We start from the raw sequence: 14,288 nt of genomic DNA on the forward strand, positions 1-14,288 counted from the left end.
GGGCCTGGTGCCGCCAGGCGACTTTGCTTTGCTGGTCGCCAATTGAGAGCAGGTCTATCAAAATCGCCCATTTTTTTGAGACAACCACCTGCACCTGGTGCAAAAGGGTCTCTCAAATTCTGGCCATTTTTTGAGAATCGAGGTGTCACCTGGTGAAAAAATCGATACAGCAGGAGACGCTGGAAGCCCTGATAGGCGATCAGGCGCTGCGTGAGTGCCGCGCTGTGCGCGTGGATGGTGGATGGTCTTTGCAGGGCCGTATCGGGCTGTCGTGGCGTCCTGTGCGTTCCAGGCGCGAAGCTGTGAGGGTTTGGCCGAGCCTAACGGCTGTTGAGCGGTTTTGTGTCAAGATCGGGCTCAAGCAACTGGTGGTAGAGCTGTAATTGCCAGGGGATCGCCCCTTCCGCGAAGCGGGCTACGCTTTTGATCCATACCTTACAGGCCACTGTGCTTTTGATCTTGATCTGGCTCTGGATCCGCGTAGAGGCCAAACGACCGTAGGTCAGCGGCAAAAAGACAAGCCGCAGGCGCCGTCTTTGCCGTGCTTCTTAGATTTATTTTAGATAAATCTTAGATGAGAATCGCATAAAGCTCTGTAAGCCCCGTGCCACAAGGGTTTCAGCGTTTTGCCATGGGACAGTCAAACAGGGGGTTTGGGACAGTCAAACAGGGGGTTTGGGACAGTCAAACAGGGGGGTGGGACAGTCAAACAGGGGGGTGGGACAGTCAAACAGGGGGGTGGTTTTGCCGGTAAAGTCTGTGTTTCTTTGACATTTTGTCAATAAAACAGGGTTGGAATCGGTTATGTGAGGCTTGTATACCGCAGAAAGCGGGACAGTCAAACAGGTACCTAATGCGCTGAAAAGGCCGGGTAACCGGCCTTTGAGGAATGGTTATTTGCTGCCGCTACCGGACTTCGGACGGGTGATTTCGTACTTGCCCTTGGCATACTCGACGACACCCCAGCCGATGCTTACCAGCTCCGTGATAATCGGCTTGGCCCGCGTTCTATGCTTGCGTCTCGTCTCTGTGTCAGCCTCAGCATCATCCGGCCAGATGTAGCTGCAGATGGTGTCTAGCGTGACTTTTTTGCTTTTTCCCTGATCGACCCACCCACAGAGTCGTTGGTGCACTAAGCGCGTCCCGCCGAGCTTGATTGCCCGAACTTCTTTCATGTCGATGCGTGTATGGCGCACATCACCGACAATTGCAGCCGTTAACTGCGGATTGAGCGCAACATACAGCGTTCCTTCCTTGTCATCACTCCCGTACTCAGAAAGCAGGCGAAAGCCTAGGCGCTTGCCGTCTTTTTGCACGATGACAGAGACTTTCCACATTCTTTCGACTGAATCTTGAATCGATTTTGTGTTTTCAAGATCGACATAACCGATCTCTTTGGCCAGGTTGCGGTAGCTGCCTTTAATCACCATGCCATCTTTGGTGATCGCACCCCATTTCAATTCCATCAACTGGCGGACGGTCAATCCTTGTCGGGTTTCGGGAAATTCCGGCAGGATTTTCCCACCTGGGCCAGCCATCGCAATCAGACCTTGCAACACGCGTAAATCGTCGTCACCCAGCGGCTCTGGGCCGCTGAACTCGACACGCTCGCCATCACCAAACTCATAAGTGACGTCAAGCTTGTTCTTTTTGCGGTCGCCCCGCTTGATGCTGCGAAAAAGCCCAGGGGTGAGGCAATGAATCGTGTCATGCATAGCAAACTTGAGAGTCATATCAGACACGGTCACGGCCCTCTTTATTACCTGCCGATGACTTTTCGACGGCATGCAGTGTTGTAGGTATCAGCACTCCGCCGTCAGCTCTGGTGAACCACTGTTCCAGCTGAGTCTGACCATAGTTTTGTTTGCTGACGCCGTAGCGCACAAACTGCTCGCGTCGACCTAGGATAGGTGCACCGCCAGAGCGTTCTGAGTAGCGCTTGGACTCGTCCGCCGTCATCTTCGACATGTAGGCACACCAGCGCGCATTGTCGATCAGCGATGAGGCGCCACGCGCCGCGTGCTGGTGATCGCCCTGCCCCTCGCGGATCGACATTTTGTTTGCGTGGTGCAAAAACAGCACCGCCGCCCCGGTGACTTTAGCAATGTCTTCAAAAGCAGCGATCAGACGCGCCATGTCACCGTTGCTATTTTCGTCCAGCTGGTGAACGCGACTCAGCGTGTCGATAACTAGAAGTCGAGCCCCCCGGCACTTTTCCATCAACGCTTTGCGCTGATCGTCACTGACCAGGTTCAGCTGCTTGCCCATAATCGGATCAATCACCAGGTTTTCCGCAATTGACTGTCGCGACTCAGGGTCGAGATGACTGCTCATGCTGTACAGACGCTGCATGAGTGCTAGCTCAGGATCTTCACCAGCGATGTAAAAAACCCGGCCATTTTGCGTCGGGTTGAGACCAAGCAAATCACCGCCTGGGACGTGGCATGCCACGGCCATGGCGGCTTGAAGGGCCCAGAAGCTTTTGCCGGTTGCGCCGGGTGCGACCAGAGCACCCACCGTGCCCGCCAGAAAGCCAGGCCAGACAAAATCAGGATCGGGTTGCTGCTCATCGAAGGCGCGCAAAATATCAATCGGCATTGTTGTGCTCCGGCGACTTATCAGCCGCTCTCATTGTTTTTAGCAGGGTGTCGATAGCCGCTGACTCTTCCGAGGTCAGCCAAAAAGTGCGCTGGGAATAACCAGCGGCTCGCATGCGCGCTGCATACGCCGCTTGCCTGGTTGACCCAGGAGTCGCAGGAGGAGCCAAAAGGTCTCGGGTTTTATTGTCACGTGCATCTTTCATAACAGCCCCTAAATCGTCACTGCTGACAGTGTATTGCTGTGTCAGCAGTGACGCAAGGGGTTTTCATTACTTGGGTTTGATTACGTCCTGTTGCTCCAGGGCGTTGCGCTTTTTCGCCTCTTCCTGGGCCTGTTCCAGACGCTTCTGCGCTTCATCTTCTAGGCGCTTTTGATCCTGTTGCCGCTCCTGGGCCTGTTCAGTAGCCTCGCCCTTCAGTTCCGACAACGTCCCACTTTCCGCCTGTTTCAGCACCTCCGGGAAGCGCTCCCGCGCCTCGGCGTGCAGATCCACCCCGGCCAAGGATCGCCCCTCGCGCTCCAGGGCAACCTTGGCATAGCACTCGGTCACCACTTTCGCCGCCGCCAGGTCATTGCCAGCACACACCCCAGACTCGTTAAAAACAGCCCGGTACGCTTGCGACACGGGCACTTTTTGCTTGGCCATGGCCTCAATCACACCGCGCTCAATATCCGCCTGGGCGGGTTTTTTGCCCCAGAGCAACGCTTCGTCCCGCACGGCGGCGACTTTGTCGCGCATCCAAGATGACCGCAACGATTTGATGGTGCCGATAGTGTCGATGTCGCGCTCTCTGTCGAGCACCGCATTTTTGTCGACAAGCTTGGCCAGCTGCTGCGCGGCTTTGGCCTCAAAAAGCTGGGCTTTGACCTCGCCCAGGAGCTCGCCGACTGCGGGGGCCACTTGGCCAGGGCAGGCGCTCAGGCTCACGGCCCGCTGGCTGCTGGAGAAGCCCACTAGGCCACCTGCACCACCATGCTTTTGCTCGACACCCGTAAGCGTTTCAAGGCGCTGTGTAAGCGCTGTGCGCTCGTCTTGCGACAGTTTGGAACCGGTGGCAATCCACGCTTCTTTTTTGCCACCAATATCAACGACAGCGGCGGGCTGCAGGCCAATCGCTTCGAGCTTTTTGATGCCATCCGCGTCCAGGCCTTTTAGCAGAATCACCCCTGACGCGGGGTCAGGTCGGATGCTGACGTCGAAGCGCTTGGCGGACATATGCGCCATCGATTTGATGGTGGCCGGGTTCTGCAGTTGCTCTGCTGTGAAGACCTTTTTCACCGGCTTCTCACCAGGGTTCGGGCTGCTGCAGGTGATTTCGAATTTGCTGGCCCCCGTCGCCTTCGCGAACGCCTGAATTTCCGTCGCTCGCCAGGTCGGATCCGTGGATCTGTCAGACAGCCAGGACAGGCGATTGCTCGCGGGCTTGTCGAGCTCAGCCTGGCGTTTTTTCGCAGCTGACATATCCTCGGCATGCTGCTTTTTCTGCCTCGCCATCACTTCGCGCTCAGCCTTCATACGTCCGCTGTGCGCCGCTTGAATCAGCTCATCGCTGCCTTTGTCGCCCGTCAGGATCACACCGGCTGAAGAGGCTTCTACGCCCGTAGAAACAGCACCCCCAATATCACTAGGTTGAGCGCTATCGATGCGAGCAGGAGCCACGGCAGCGCCTGCATCATTGGATCTTTCGGCACCGGTTTTGGCTCCTGGATCAACGTCAGCGCTCTCGTGGCTTCTTTCAGCGCGGTGATCGACTTCTGCATTTGTTCTTCGCTCCGCCCTATCAGCGTGCCCAAGTTGCTCGCCACGTCCTGGGCCAACCGCAGAATCTCCAGCAGGGCCTCGGTCGAGCTCACGACTTCCTTCGCGATCAATTCGCCGCTGATCGCCAGGAGCTTTTTGATCTCGAGAATGGCCTGCTGGATTTCGGCGGTCGGGTTGAGCTTTTCCAAGGTCTGTTGCAGCAGGATCACGCTGCTGATTGCCTCTTGATGCTGCTGTGAGGGCTTTGAGTTGCGCATGGTCTCGATCAGGGACATAGGTCAAACCTCTTTCTGCCAGGCCTTGGCCCGTATATTGTTTTCCCAACTGGCTGCCTTTAAACGGCACACCATTTAGACTGAAACTAAAACCGTTGAGCCCGTCTTTATTGAAGTTTGCTCTAACTTCAATCCCAGCTAATGCCAAACGCTCAGCAAAAGCCGAGGCAGTGGGTTTGTCAGCCATCGCGGTATCGATGAGTTTGGTTAACGCAACGCGTTCTGGAGTTTCTCCGGTGCGCTTAAACTTTCCGGCTTCACCAAAAGTTGGCCTTTTAACATCAGGTATCACTAACTCGCCTTTAACATTAGGGCCCTTGGTTTGTACGATGCCGTGAACTTTCTCCAGTCGATTGATGAGCCTGCTGGACTTTAGATTTTCGTTTTTTCCGTAGTAGATCGTTCCATCAAGTCCGATTCGGCTCGCAATGATATGAATGTGCCGGCCTTTTTCGTCGTCGTGCATCATGTAAACGCGCTGATGCGCGTCGGTAAAACCCATGCGCCGCATATAGTCGTCAGCAAAAGCATTGAACTGTTCGTCTGTGAGTTTTTCATCTTCTGGTGATCGCAGGCTGTTATGCCAGACTGGCTTTTTAATATCGGGTCGCAACTTACGCGACAAGCCAAACTCTTTTGAAAGTTCCTGCGCGGTAGTTCCGTTCATATTGCCGCCGATGATCCGCCCCTCCAGATCGCCGTTGGCGTTGATCAGGCCGTATTTAGTCATACCGCCGAAACCGCTACCACGCGAGATTGCCTGCATACCCTTCATACGTCGGGCTCCTTCTCGCGAGCTTCAGGCTTGAGGCCCCCACTCACCAGGGCGAGGCGGAATACGGCCAGCTCTTTCTGCACCTCGCTGATCTCGACATCAACCCCACCATTCAGCGCTTTCGCCAATTGGTTCAGGTTGTTGGCCACCCTGGACAACTTCTTCCAAACCTCGATGTTCAGTTTCGGCAATACCTGCGTGCGCGGTGCGAGCTTGCCGTTGATTGCACGGGTACGCACAAAGACGGGCAAGTCATAATCGCCGGCTTTTTCTTTGAGTTGGGCAAATTCACCATCAGTCAAAAAAATCGACACACGATTTCTTCGCTGTTGATCGTCAGGTTTGGGCATCGGCCCATGCCGTCTTTTGGTTTTTGGTTTGGCTTCGGTCATGTTTCATGCTCTGGTTTTTGTTGTTGTTTTTAGTGAGCACAGCGAGCCCGATTGAGCACAGCGAAAGAGGCCAGCCGGAGATGAGCGGAGCGAAATCGCAGGTAACTCACGTCAGTGAGTTAGCCCTGGCTCCTAAGCTCTACCGCTTAAAAAAGGCATTTGGTTGATTGCCTTGGTTTTGCTCTTACTGCTTTTTCACACTGCTTACCCATGATCATGAAACCGCATCACATACGTCAACCATATTTGATTGAAACAAAAGAACGATATGCCATACTTACTACAACACCATAAAAAAGATAGCGATTTATGATCAACTTAGAACAACTCAGAAAAGAAGCCATAGAAGCGGATAGGTGTTTTTCGAAGTCGACTCTTAAAGCTGAATACCGAATGAAACCATCACCCGCCGCGCAACCCGTCAAATACTTCAAGAATGGTTATGGCGGTGAGTTTGGTGTTTATCGCATTGCCGACTGTGTACCGATGCGCGAGAAAAGGCCGGTCACTGAAAAGCAGATTGAGGCCGGCAAGTTGCTCGGGGCCAAAGCAAAGCTGAACAGCAAGCGAGGCAAGGCGGCGGTGTTGGCTCAAACCTGGCTTGCTGCTGATGCCCTGTTCATCGACACGGAAACGACGGGGATTGATTCAGGTGATGAGGTCATCGAGCTCGCCGTGATTGATAGCAGCGGCAAGGTGTTGCTCGAAACCAGGTTGAGGCCAACCGTCGCGATCCATCCAGAAGCTCAGGCTGTACACCGCATTTCTGCAGATGAACTGGTCGACGCGTTGACCTGGCCAGATATTGCCCCTGGTCTGCGTCAACTGCTGAACGGTCGACAGGTGGTCGCCTTCCACCATGATTTCGACAGCCGCTTGCTGCAACAGACGGCGAAAGCCTTCGGCGACGACTATTGGGCTTGGAGCGTCGTCGAGCTGTGCGCGATGGATCTGGCCGCCAAAGCCTATGGTGCGCAGAACCGCCACGGCACCATTTCCCTTTATGCGGCCAGGATCGAAGCCGAAGTTGCCCACCAGGGCATCGAGCACAGCGCTGCAGGTGATGCGCTGACCGCCCTGGCGGTCGTTAAAGCCATCGCCGTGCTGTAAGCAAAAACTCGAGGTCGTCCAGGTGAAGGATTTTGATCTGTTCGCCGGCACGGCGGCTGAGCGATAGCGACCAACCAGATGGAGCGATAGCGACCAGTATTTTGGTCGCAACCTCCACAGCGACGGGGCAAATAAATAAAGCTAGCCCCCGCCTGCGTCGGGAAGAGGCGAACCCCCAGGCACCCTCCCCTACCCTACAAAGCAGCACCCTGCTTAGCTTGGGTAGCTGACACACGCTGCGCAACTTGCGCAACCTACACAAGTTGCGCAAGCAAAACCCTATCAGCTCTGTGCCGGCCCTGTTGCCGATTTGTTCGCCGCGATCAGCTCCACCTGAAGGCGCTGGATCTCGCTGTTCAGTCGCTGGATTTCAACATGGGCGGTGCCCAGCTCTGTATGCGCAGCCTTGGCCTCATCGCGGATCGTGACGATGTCGCCGCGTGCTGTGTCGCGCTCGCGTTCAGCGGCTTGCAGTCGCTCTTCGGCAGAGGTGAGTTTCACGGTGGCTGCATGGGTTTCATTGCGCGCAGTGGTCAGTTCGCCGTCCAGCGCCTTCAGTTCCTTTTTGAGTTGCTGCTCGCGAGCCTGGGCGTCGATCAGCTGACCTTCGACCGACTCCAGCTTGCCTTGAGTCTTGGCCTGGCTTTCCCGTGCCGCTTGCTCTTTTGCCGCCAGCTGTTTGGCTTCGGCCTGCGCCCCCTTCAGTTGCTCAGCAGTTTCACGAGCCGTCGCCTCAGCCCCGGCCAGATTTGCTTTGAGGCCAGCCACCTCGACCTCCAGCGCCTGCCGGCGACCTTGCTCAGCGACCAGCGACTCTTTGAGCCCCTGCGATTCGGCCTGGGCCTGCTCAAGCTTGTCGTTCAGGTCTTCCAGGGTGGCTGTCGCGTCTTCAATTTCGCGCTCCGCCTGCTCTCGTTGTGCACCCGCTTCACGCACCACGTCAGCCACCCGGCGCTCGGCGGTTTTCACGGCTTTGTCATTCAGGTCATGCGCAAGGCTGCTCATGCGCTCACCCAGCGACTGGATCACGGCCTTGAGCTCTTCGGCGACTTCGACCGGCAGATCGGCCACCGGCTCGGCGGCGACGACGCCTTGGGTGCTCGCGTACTCATCCCAAACCTGTTTGAGGCGTGCGGGCTTACCACCGCCGACCAACTGCGCCAAGGCAAATCCCGTGACGGTGCGACCCTTTTCCTTCAGTTCCTGGCCTGCGGCGATGATCTGTTCAGCGGTGAATTCGGCTGGGCGCATGGTGGTTCTCCGGTATGCGTTTCGTTGCTATGGACTTATTGTAGCATCATGCGGACGAACAAACAAACTTATGAACAAACAAACAAACTTATTTCTGAGCTGATGCTTGCGCAAGTTGCGCAAGTTGTGTAAGCTGCACAACATACACAAGCGAGAGGTGATTTATGATTCTGGTCGTAGGTGGTGAGAAAGGCGGGGCCGGCAAGAGCTGCATTGCGCAAAACCTGGCCGTCTGGTTGAAGCGTGAGGGGAACGACGTCCTGCTGGTGGATGCCGATCCTCAAAAGACCAGTCATCTCTGGGCTCAGGAGCGCCAGGCTAATGCAGCGCTGATCGAGCTTCCGGTGGAGCACGGGATGGGCGACTTGCGCAAACTCCTTCTGGATCGCGCCAATCGTTATGCCGCGATTGTCGTGGATGTCGGGGGGGCAGACTCCGTGACCCTACGGTCGGCAATGACTGTGGCGACGCATATTCTGTTCCCGCTGCGACCTAAGCGCCGCGACCTGAAAACACTGGCTAACCTCGAGCACCTGGTGAGCCTCACGCTACCGGTCAATCCGCAAGTAATCGTCCGCGCCGTGATCAGTCAGGCACCCACGTTGCCAAGCCAAGTCGCTCGGATTCTCGACGCCAAGGAAGCCTGTGAATCTTTCGGTCTGCAGCCGCTGAATGCACTGGTTTGCAACCGGAACGCATATGACGACGCAGATGAATCCGGGATGACTGTCATGGAGCTGGGCACAGATCCGAAAGCGTCAGAAGAAATCAATCAGCTCGCCACAGAGCTATGGAGCATATAAATGTCCACCCTCAAAGGTCTGAGAAAATCGCCCTCCCCTGCCCCTACCGGCCAAGACGCTGACGCGTTTATCGGCGCCGCGAAAGTGACCCACAACGGCGACACGACGAAGCCCAGGGCAGTGCGCTACAAACGCGTGAACCTAAGCCTCGATGAGCTGGTCGACGCAGAAATCGACCGCCTCAGCCTTCTGCCACGGGACTTCAAGGCCTCGCGCAGTGATGTAGTCAAAGCCGCCGTGGGGCTGCTGGCCACGTACTCGGACGACGAAGTTATTGATGTGTTGCGCAAGTTGCGCAACTAACACAAGCTGTGTAGCTTGCGCAAGTTTCATAAGGCCGCTGAACGTGCGGTGCCGCCAGGCGCCGGACGGGCAGGGGCCCGCTGCCGGCAGGCAACTTTGCTACCCTGCAGCCATGAATTCAATCGTCCTGCTCGAACCCCTTTCCATGCTGCGGCATAGCCCCGCTGACGGCTTCCGCGACCTGCCCGACGCCCTGACCTATCAGAGCGCCGAAGGCTGCGTGCGCTTCGACAAGACGTCAGGCTGCCTGACGCTCGATCCACCATCGGCAGACATCCTGGTGCTGCTGCGGGAATTGCAGGCGCTGACCATCCGGCAGCGCGACCTGGAGCGCGCCGCCATGTTGGCCAAGCTGAGGAAACGGCCTTTTTAGGTCACGACCAGATACTGCTGCAGGCGCAGGGTGAGGTACTCATACCGCTCGTTACGCATGGCCAGGCTCGTCGTCGAGTGCCAGTCGATCTCAGTCATGCGCCGTTGCCGCAAAACGCCCAGGATCGCCTCATAGGCCCGCCCGTGGGTGACGGGATCGAGCACGACCAGCTCGCCGAGGCCGTAGGCCGGTTCGCCGTCCAGCCACTGCTGCAGCAACGTGGCCAACACGTCAGGCCGCAAGCGCTCGCCGACCAGCCGCCAGAGTGCCGCTGCCAGGCGCTGACTCAGGCGCTCGACCAATCCATCAGGTAAACAGACACTCGCCGGCATGGCTTCCCACCGCCACCCCGTGGGCCGGTTCCGCTCGAGCACATACGGCTGTAGCAGCGGCAACAGCCGCGCCGGCGTGTGGTGCAAGGGAAACCAGCAGACGCTGCGGGCCATCGGCTCCCCGGCCAGGTCGTCGACTGCCTGCTGTAAAGCCTCGGCGTTCAGCACCTGGCTCGCGGCGTGCCAAAGCGCGCCAATGTCCTCATCCAGATCCAGCTCCATGCGTCCTCCTGGTCAAAGCGTCACAGCTCCAAATGGCAGTGGTTTTTTCAGGTAAAATCGACACTTATTCTAATAACAGCGTCTCACAGCGTCCGAGGGATTGGCTTGCCTAAAACATTTCACGTTGACGCTTTGCAGCATTGGGAGCCGTTCGAGCACGCAGGGGTGTCGTATGACCTCGGGCACCTGGACAGTCATGAAGTAATTTTCCAAAAAGAGGAAGGCAAGGATCCGTTTTGCTTTGTCGTCACCTATGGCCTGCACTGCTTCACCAAGGACGACACCGAGCAGAACCTACCACTGAAGTACGCCGATGGCCGCGAAAGCCGGTTCATCTGCCTGGAGCGCTACGAAGCGTCCAAGCAGCTGCGGGGCATGCTGGAAAAACTCGCCGGCGCGACGGTCTACCTGGTGCAAGGCGAGACCTTCTTTACCCTGAACGTGATGAACAACGCCAGCGGTGAAATCGAGCCGTTCAAGATCTGCATGGCCATCTTTCGGGAAAACCGGAAGTTGCGGATCCATGTCACCAGCGCTTTCTTTGCACGGCTGGGGGAAGGGTCACCTGGGGTACCGATCAAAAAGAAGGGCTTCAGCATCTTCAAAGTGGCAGCAGACACGCGGGCAAAGCGGGATGGGCAGTTTCCGAAAGAAGTCCGGAACCGCTTCCAGAAGAAAAAATGAAGGGCCCAGAAACGGCGAATCCCACTCTAGGTGGGATTCTCAGCCGTCGATTGCATGCGTTCGACGGGGCAGGTCGTTCTTGCGTCGCGCTCGGCGAACTGGTTGCCCAGTAACGGGGTGCGATCCTCTCGGATCCCTGTAACCACCCTGTGGTACACGACTAAGTCGCAAGTTGATTATGCAAGGATCTACAAGGGTATACAAGGTTCATTGATCATTTTTGATCATCCTGGTTCACGCAAAATCACCCTTGATCATCACTCAACCCACGCTCAAAACTCGCCTTCACGGCGGCCAGCTCGTCTTGCAGAGTCGCCGGCCTGGCCGGCTCATACAGCGCCAAAACCGCTTCGTGTGCGTCCATCACTGCCTCGAATTTGCGCTGCTGCTCGGCTTCCCGGCGTTTTTTCCAAAAATTGAACATGGTGCTTTCCCTCAAAAAAGTAAGCGGCCAGCTTAAAGCCGGAATCCGCAGGGTTTTGGGGTGGGTTTGCATGCTTTTCAGCTCGGCCACCGCCACTAATGGTTCTCCGGAGAACCCTTTCCTATCGGTTGAGAGGCCAGCATAGGGCCGGCGCCAGGGGCCTTTTTCCGGGGGTTTCCCAAAATCGCCAAAAGCGGGTTAATAGTAAATGCGAAAAATTCTCAATTGGGTCTGCTCAGTTCGAATAATCGCCGCTTATGTTCAATCGTCACAAATAAAAAAGCCCGGTCTAAGCGGGCTTGGTTGTCTATCAGCGGCACCAGGGCAATTTAAAATCAGCAACCCTGAGCCTGAGCTTGGTGGACTCTTACCGCTGAAGCGCCTTGGCCGCCGCGATGCCACTAGGGGTCAGCACTCCCGAATACATTGGTCTGGACATGATATTGCCCGCGACCATTCGAGTAATACGAAAGCAACCAAACCCCTTGGCCCAAAGCTGCTCGAAAACATCAGCATTTGCTTCGATAAAAGCGCTATCTGGACGCTTTCCCTGCTCATGCATCGTCAGGAGCGTGGACAGCATGGAGTTGAATTCTGAATGGCCCGTCATAGCGAACGTCCTTGTGAAATTCGACCACCATTATTTCGGCTGATCTCATCCCGCATTCGCTTTGGCAGAAAAACTCCATACTGGGGTTGCTCTGCGGACAGGGTGGGCGTTTCGAGCACAGCCAAAACTCGACCTGGAGAAGGTTGAGTAATCGAATGGTCGTCAATGAGTGGGGCGGAAAAATCGAAACTAAATTGCTCTGTAATCGCCATCGTGTATTTCCTCGTTTATAAAGGCTTGATTATACCACAACCCATAATTATCTTAATTTGTCAATATTTTTTATCGTGCAAATTAATAAGGCTCACCATATTTTTTGAGACTGAGTAATCTTGTCTCATGCGCGAAAGACAGTGGTGTGGTCGCGACCGCCAAACACATAACCGACTCCCGGCAGGCTATGGTTGGTCAGCTCTTTGGACTGGGCCATGGCCACCATGGTGTTCATCAAGTGGTCAGTGTATGCAGCAAGTTCTTGTAGTCCTCGCGGATATCCGTGTCGGACTCCTCAAGGTCATTTGGTTCAACCAAACGGATGCAAGAAATACAGCTATCAGACCGTGGAGCCTCCAAAATAACGGTGCACACCATTAAGTCCTGAAGCACTACAACCGACTGGCGTCGGGCATAACAACTTCGGGACGTAGGAAGAAGGCTGTTGCTGCCGCTTCCATTGCCGCACTAATCCTAAGTTATGCGACAAGCCCTGATCTGCCGAATTCGTTGGTTCGGAGTTGTCGCGTAAATCTGTCGCGAATGGTAATTTACCTGCGACAAGTTATGCGACAGGTGCTTCATGGAAAACGAAGGTCAGCAGATCGGATACGCTCGGGTTTCGACGCAAGGTCAGGATCTGGAGCAGCAACGGATTGCGCTAGGACAAAACGGGTGTCAGCGTATTTTCGAAGAGAAGGTCAGCGGGGCTAAGCAAGACCGTCCCGAACTGAGTCGGTTGCTCGATCATTTGCGACCAGGAGATGTGCTGACTGTGACGCGATTAGATCGCTTGGCCAGGTCAACGACCGACCTGCTTCACATTGCGGAGCGACTCAAAACCATAGGGGCAGGTCTGCGTTCACTTGCTGAGCCATGGGCCGACACCACCTCACCAGCTGGGCGCATGGTTTTAACGATCTTCGCCGGGATTGCTGACTTCGAGCGCTCCCTCATTGGCGAGCGTACCAGTGCTGGCCGAGCTGCCGCGAAAGCCAAAGGCGTTCGATTTGGGCCAAAGCCTGTTCTGACTCCTGAGCAGATAGCCCATGCGCGACGGTTGATCGATGAGGGTCAGTCAGTGGCCGAGGTTGCACGTCTTCTGGGTGTTCATCGCGCCACGCTATACCGTGCTTTACCTCAATAGCTAACGGGGCTTATGTGAAGCCCCCAGTGCCTTTACTACTCCTCGAAAAGGTCAGCGTGGGTTCCTGCTCGAACGAAGACGATTTGCTCTTGTTTGCTTTCAGCAGCTAGGCGGTAAATCAGCAGGAAATCTCCACCAACATGGCACTCCCGAAAGCCAACCCAGTTGCCTTTTAACGGATGGTCTAACCATTCAGGCGCTAAAGCTCCGTCATTGGAGACCAGCAGCATCATGACTTCCTTGAGCCGGTTAAGATCAAAACGACCGGAGCGGGAAAGTCGCTCCCAATCTTTTAGGAAGGTCTTCGCGTAGTCAGACACGCGAGGTAACGCCGCACGTTTACTCGCCGCTGTTTTTCTTGAGGTCATCGAACAGCTCGTCAATTGATTCAAAGCGCGCACTGTTAGTCCGCACGATCTCTTCCGCTTCGGCCATAGCCAAGCGGGTCTTCGCATTGGGAACTTTTAGTTCGAGCGGGAAAGCCTGATCAACCGCAATGCGGTGCAAAAAGATCCGCACGGCTTCGGACATACTCATGCCCATGTGGCCTAACGCAGCGTTGGCCTGAGCCTTGATGTCATCATCGATACGGACATGCAGCATGGATGTTTGGGTAGCCATAACGACCTCCTGGGTGAATAACACACAATGTATCTCAAATGAGATACATAGCAAGCAGTACCGATAGAATGAGAGGTCACGCCTACTCATTCCGGTCATCGCACCCTATGTTCAATTGCCCCCCACACACAGCACGCTCCTGGGTGAAATGTGGGCCACTGGTGGTGGCCATTCCCCACACTTTTGGCGTACCAGCACCCCATTGTCTGGTTTTAGAGTGATTATGCCGCTGCGCTGAACAGGTTAGGTCGCGGAATGCCCGGTGCCGGCTTCATGGCGCCGGGTGTTCCGGGGCCTGGTGCCGCCAGGCGACTTTGCTTTGCTGGTCGCCAATTGAGAGCAGGTCTATCAAAATCGCCCATTTTTTTGAGACAACCACCTGCACCTGGT

At 55.7% G+C, this 14,288-nt stretch carries 17 protein-coding genes and 1 pseudogene; 7 read left to right on the top strand and 11 right to left on the bottom strand.

Annotation, left to right across the window (positions count from 1 at the left end; all coding sequences use genetic code 11):
- Positions 1-152: 152 nt before the first annotated feature.
- Positions 153-383 carry a hypothetical protein gene (locus ACZRMH_RS24975; protein ID WP_464015716.1) on the top strand — a complete coding sequence of 77 codons (231 nt, stop codon included), beginning with the start codon at positions 153-155 and terminating at the stop codon, positions 381-383.
- A gap of 510 nt (positions 384-893) precedes the next feature.
- On the opposite strand, the gene repC is transcribed toward ACZRMH_RS24975, so the two are convergent.
- The 4 genes from repC to ACZRMH_RS24995 all read right to left on the bottom strand — a co-directional run bounded on the left by repC (position 894) and on the right by ACZRMH_RS24995 (position 5,805).
- Positions 894-1,748 carry a replication protein C, IncQ-type gene (gene repC, locus ACZRMH_RS24980; protein WP_464015717.1) on the bottom strand — a complete coding sequence of 285 codons (855 nt, stop codon included), beginning with the start codon at positions 1,746-1,748 and terminating at the stop codon, positions 894-896.
- Complete coding sequence (locus ACZRMH_RS24985) at positions 1,735-2,598, bottom strand: helicase RepA family protein (RefSeq protein ID WP_464015718.1); 864 nt, start codon at positions 2,596-2,598, stop codon at positions 1,735-1,737. The genes repC and ACZRMH_RS24985 overlap by 14 nt, the downstream gene beginning before the upstream one ends.
- 271 nt (positions 2,599-2,869) lie before the next feature.
- The gene (locus tag ACZRMH_RS24990; RefSeq protein WP_464015719.1) at positions 2,870-5,413 is read right to left on the bottom strand and encodes a relaxase/mobilization nuclease domain-containing protein; all 2,544 of its coding nucleotides are present in this window, start codon (positions 5,411-5,413) and stop codon (positions 2,870-2,872) included.
- Positions 5,410-5,805: a plasmid mobilization protein gene (locus ACZRMH_RS24995; protein WP_464015720.1), complete on the bottom strand. Its 396-nt coding sequence runs from the start codon at positions 5,803-5,805 to the stop codon at positions 5,410-5,412. The genes ACZRMH_RS24990 and ACZRMH_RS24995 overlap by 4 nt, the downstream gene beginning before the upstream one ends.
- Before the next feature lie 309 nt (positions 5,806-6,114).
- On the opposite strand from ACZRMH_RS24995, the gene ACZRMH_RS25000 reads away from it, so the two are divergent.
- Positions 6,115-6,915 (top strand): 3'-5' exonuclease, encoded by an 801-nt coding sequence (locus tag ACZRMH_RS25000; RefSeq protein WP_464015721.1) that lies wholly within the window; start codon positions 6,115-6,117, stop codon positions 6,913-6,915.
- A gap of 282 nt (positions 6,916-7,197) precedes the next feature.
- Here ACZRMH_RS25000 and ACZRMH_RS25005 read toward each other — a convergent pair whose 3' ends face one another.
- Positions 7,198-8,166 (bottom strand): DNA-binding protein, encoded by a 969-nt coding sequence (locus ACZRMH_RS25005; RefSeq protein WP_464015722.1) that lies wholly within the window; start codon positions 8,164-8,166, stop codon positions 7,198-7,200.
- A gap of 164 nt (positions 8,167-8,330) precedes the next feature.
- Between ACZRMH_RS25005 and ACZRMH_RS25010 the strand changes: the two genes are divergently transcribed.
- From ACZRMH_RS25010 to ACZRMH_RS25020, 3 genes are all read left to right on the top strand, one after another.
- Positions 8,331-8,969, top strand: coding sequence for an AAA family ATPase (locus ACZRMH_RS25010; protein WP_464015723.1), 639 nt, complete (start codon positions 8,331-8,333; stop codon positions 8,967-8,969).
- Entirely contained in the window at positions 8,970-9,272 is a 303-nt protein-coding gene (locus ACZRMH_RS25015; protein ID WP_464015724.1) for a hypothetical protein, read from the top strand.
- A 112-nt stretch (positions 9,273-9,384) separates the two neighbouring features.
- On the top strand, positions 9,385-9,645 hold the full coding sequence (locus tag ACZRMH_RS25020; RefSeq protein WP_464015725.1) for a hypothetical protein: 261 nt from the start codon (positions 9,385-9,387) through the stop codon (positions 9,643-9,645).
- Here ACZRMH_RS25020 and ACZRMH_RS25025 read toward each other — a convergent pair.
- Positions 9,642-10,199, bottom strand: a complete 558-nt coding sequence (locus ACZRMH_RS25025; RefSeq protein ID WP_464015726.1) for a hypothetical protein — start codon at positions 10,197-10,199, stop codon at positions 9,642-9,644. The genes ACZRMH_RS25020 and ACZRMH_RS25025 overlap by 4 nt on opposite strands.
- Before the next feature lie 105 nt (positions 10,200-10,304).
- On the opposite strand from ACZRMH_RS25025, the gene ACZRMH_RS25030 reads away from it, so the two are divergent.
- Positions 10,305-10,883 carry a hypothetical protein gene (locus ACZRMH_RS25030; protein WP_464015727.1) on the top strand — a complete coding sequence of 193 codons (579 nt, stop codon included), beginning with the start codon at positions 10,305-10,307 and terminating at the stop codon, positions 10,881-10,883.
- 244 nt (positions 10,884-11,127) lie between these two features.
- Here the strand turns inward: ACZRMH_RS25030 and ACZRMH_RS25035 are convergent, their stop codons facing one another.
- The 3 genes and pseudogenes from ACZRMH_RS25035 to ACZRMH_RS25045 form a co-directional block, all read right to left on the bottom strand.
- Positions 11,128-11,403 carry a hypothetical protein gene (locus ACZRMH_RS25035; protein ID WP_464015728.1) on the bottom strand — a complete coding sequence of 92 codons (276 nt, stop codon included), beginning with the start codon at positions 11,401-11,403 and terminating at the stop codon, positions 11,128-11,130.
- A 271-nt stretch (positions 11,404-11,674) separates the two neighbouring features.
- Positions 11,675-11,917, bottom strand: a complete 243-nt coding sequence (locus ACZRMH_RS25040) for a hypothetical protein (protein ID WP_095008861.1) — start codon at positions 11,915-11,917, stop codon at positions 11,675-11,677.
- A 340-nt stretch (positions 11,918-12,257) separates the two neighbouring features.
- A pseudogene (locus ACZRMH_RS25045) lies at positions 12,258-12,353 on the bottom strand (helix-turn-helix domain-containing protein); the annotation flags it as partial.
- Positions 12,354-12,713: 360 nt separating this feature from the next.
- On the opposite strand from ACZRMH_RS25045, the gene ACZRMH_RS25050 reads away from it, so the two are divergent.
- The gene (locus ACZRMH_RS25050) at positions 12,714-13,277 is read left to right on the top strand and encodes a recombinase family protein (protein WP_095039481.1); all 564 of its coding nucleotides are present in this window, start codon (positions 12,714-12,716) and stop codon (positions 13,275-13,277) included.
- 35 nt (positions 13,278-13,312) lie between these two features.
- Here ACZRMH_RS25050 and ACZRMH_RS25055 read toward each other — a convergent pair whose 3' ends face one another.
- A complete protein-coding gene (locus ACZRMH_RS25055; RefSeq protein WP_095021494.1) occupies positions 13,313-13,645 on the bottom strand; it encodes a type II toxin-antitoxin system YafQ family toxin in 333 nt (110 codons plus the stop codon).
- A complete protein-coding gene (locus ACZRMH_RS25060; RefSeq protein WP_095021495.1) occupies positions 13,617-13,898 on the bottom strand; it encodes a type II toxin-antitoxin system RelB/DinJ family antitoxin in 282 nt (93 codons plus the stop codon). Before ACZRMH_RS25060 ends, ACZRMH_RS25055 begins: the two co-directional genes overlap by 29 nt.
- Positions 13,899-14,288: the final 390 nt, after the last annotated feature.

It is taken from the genome of Pseudomonas sp. B414, assembly GCF_055408445.1.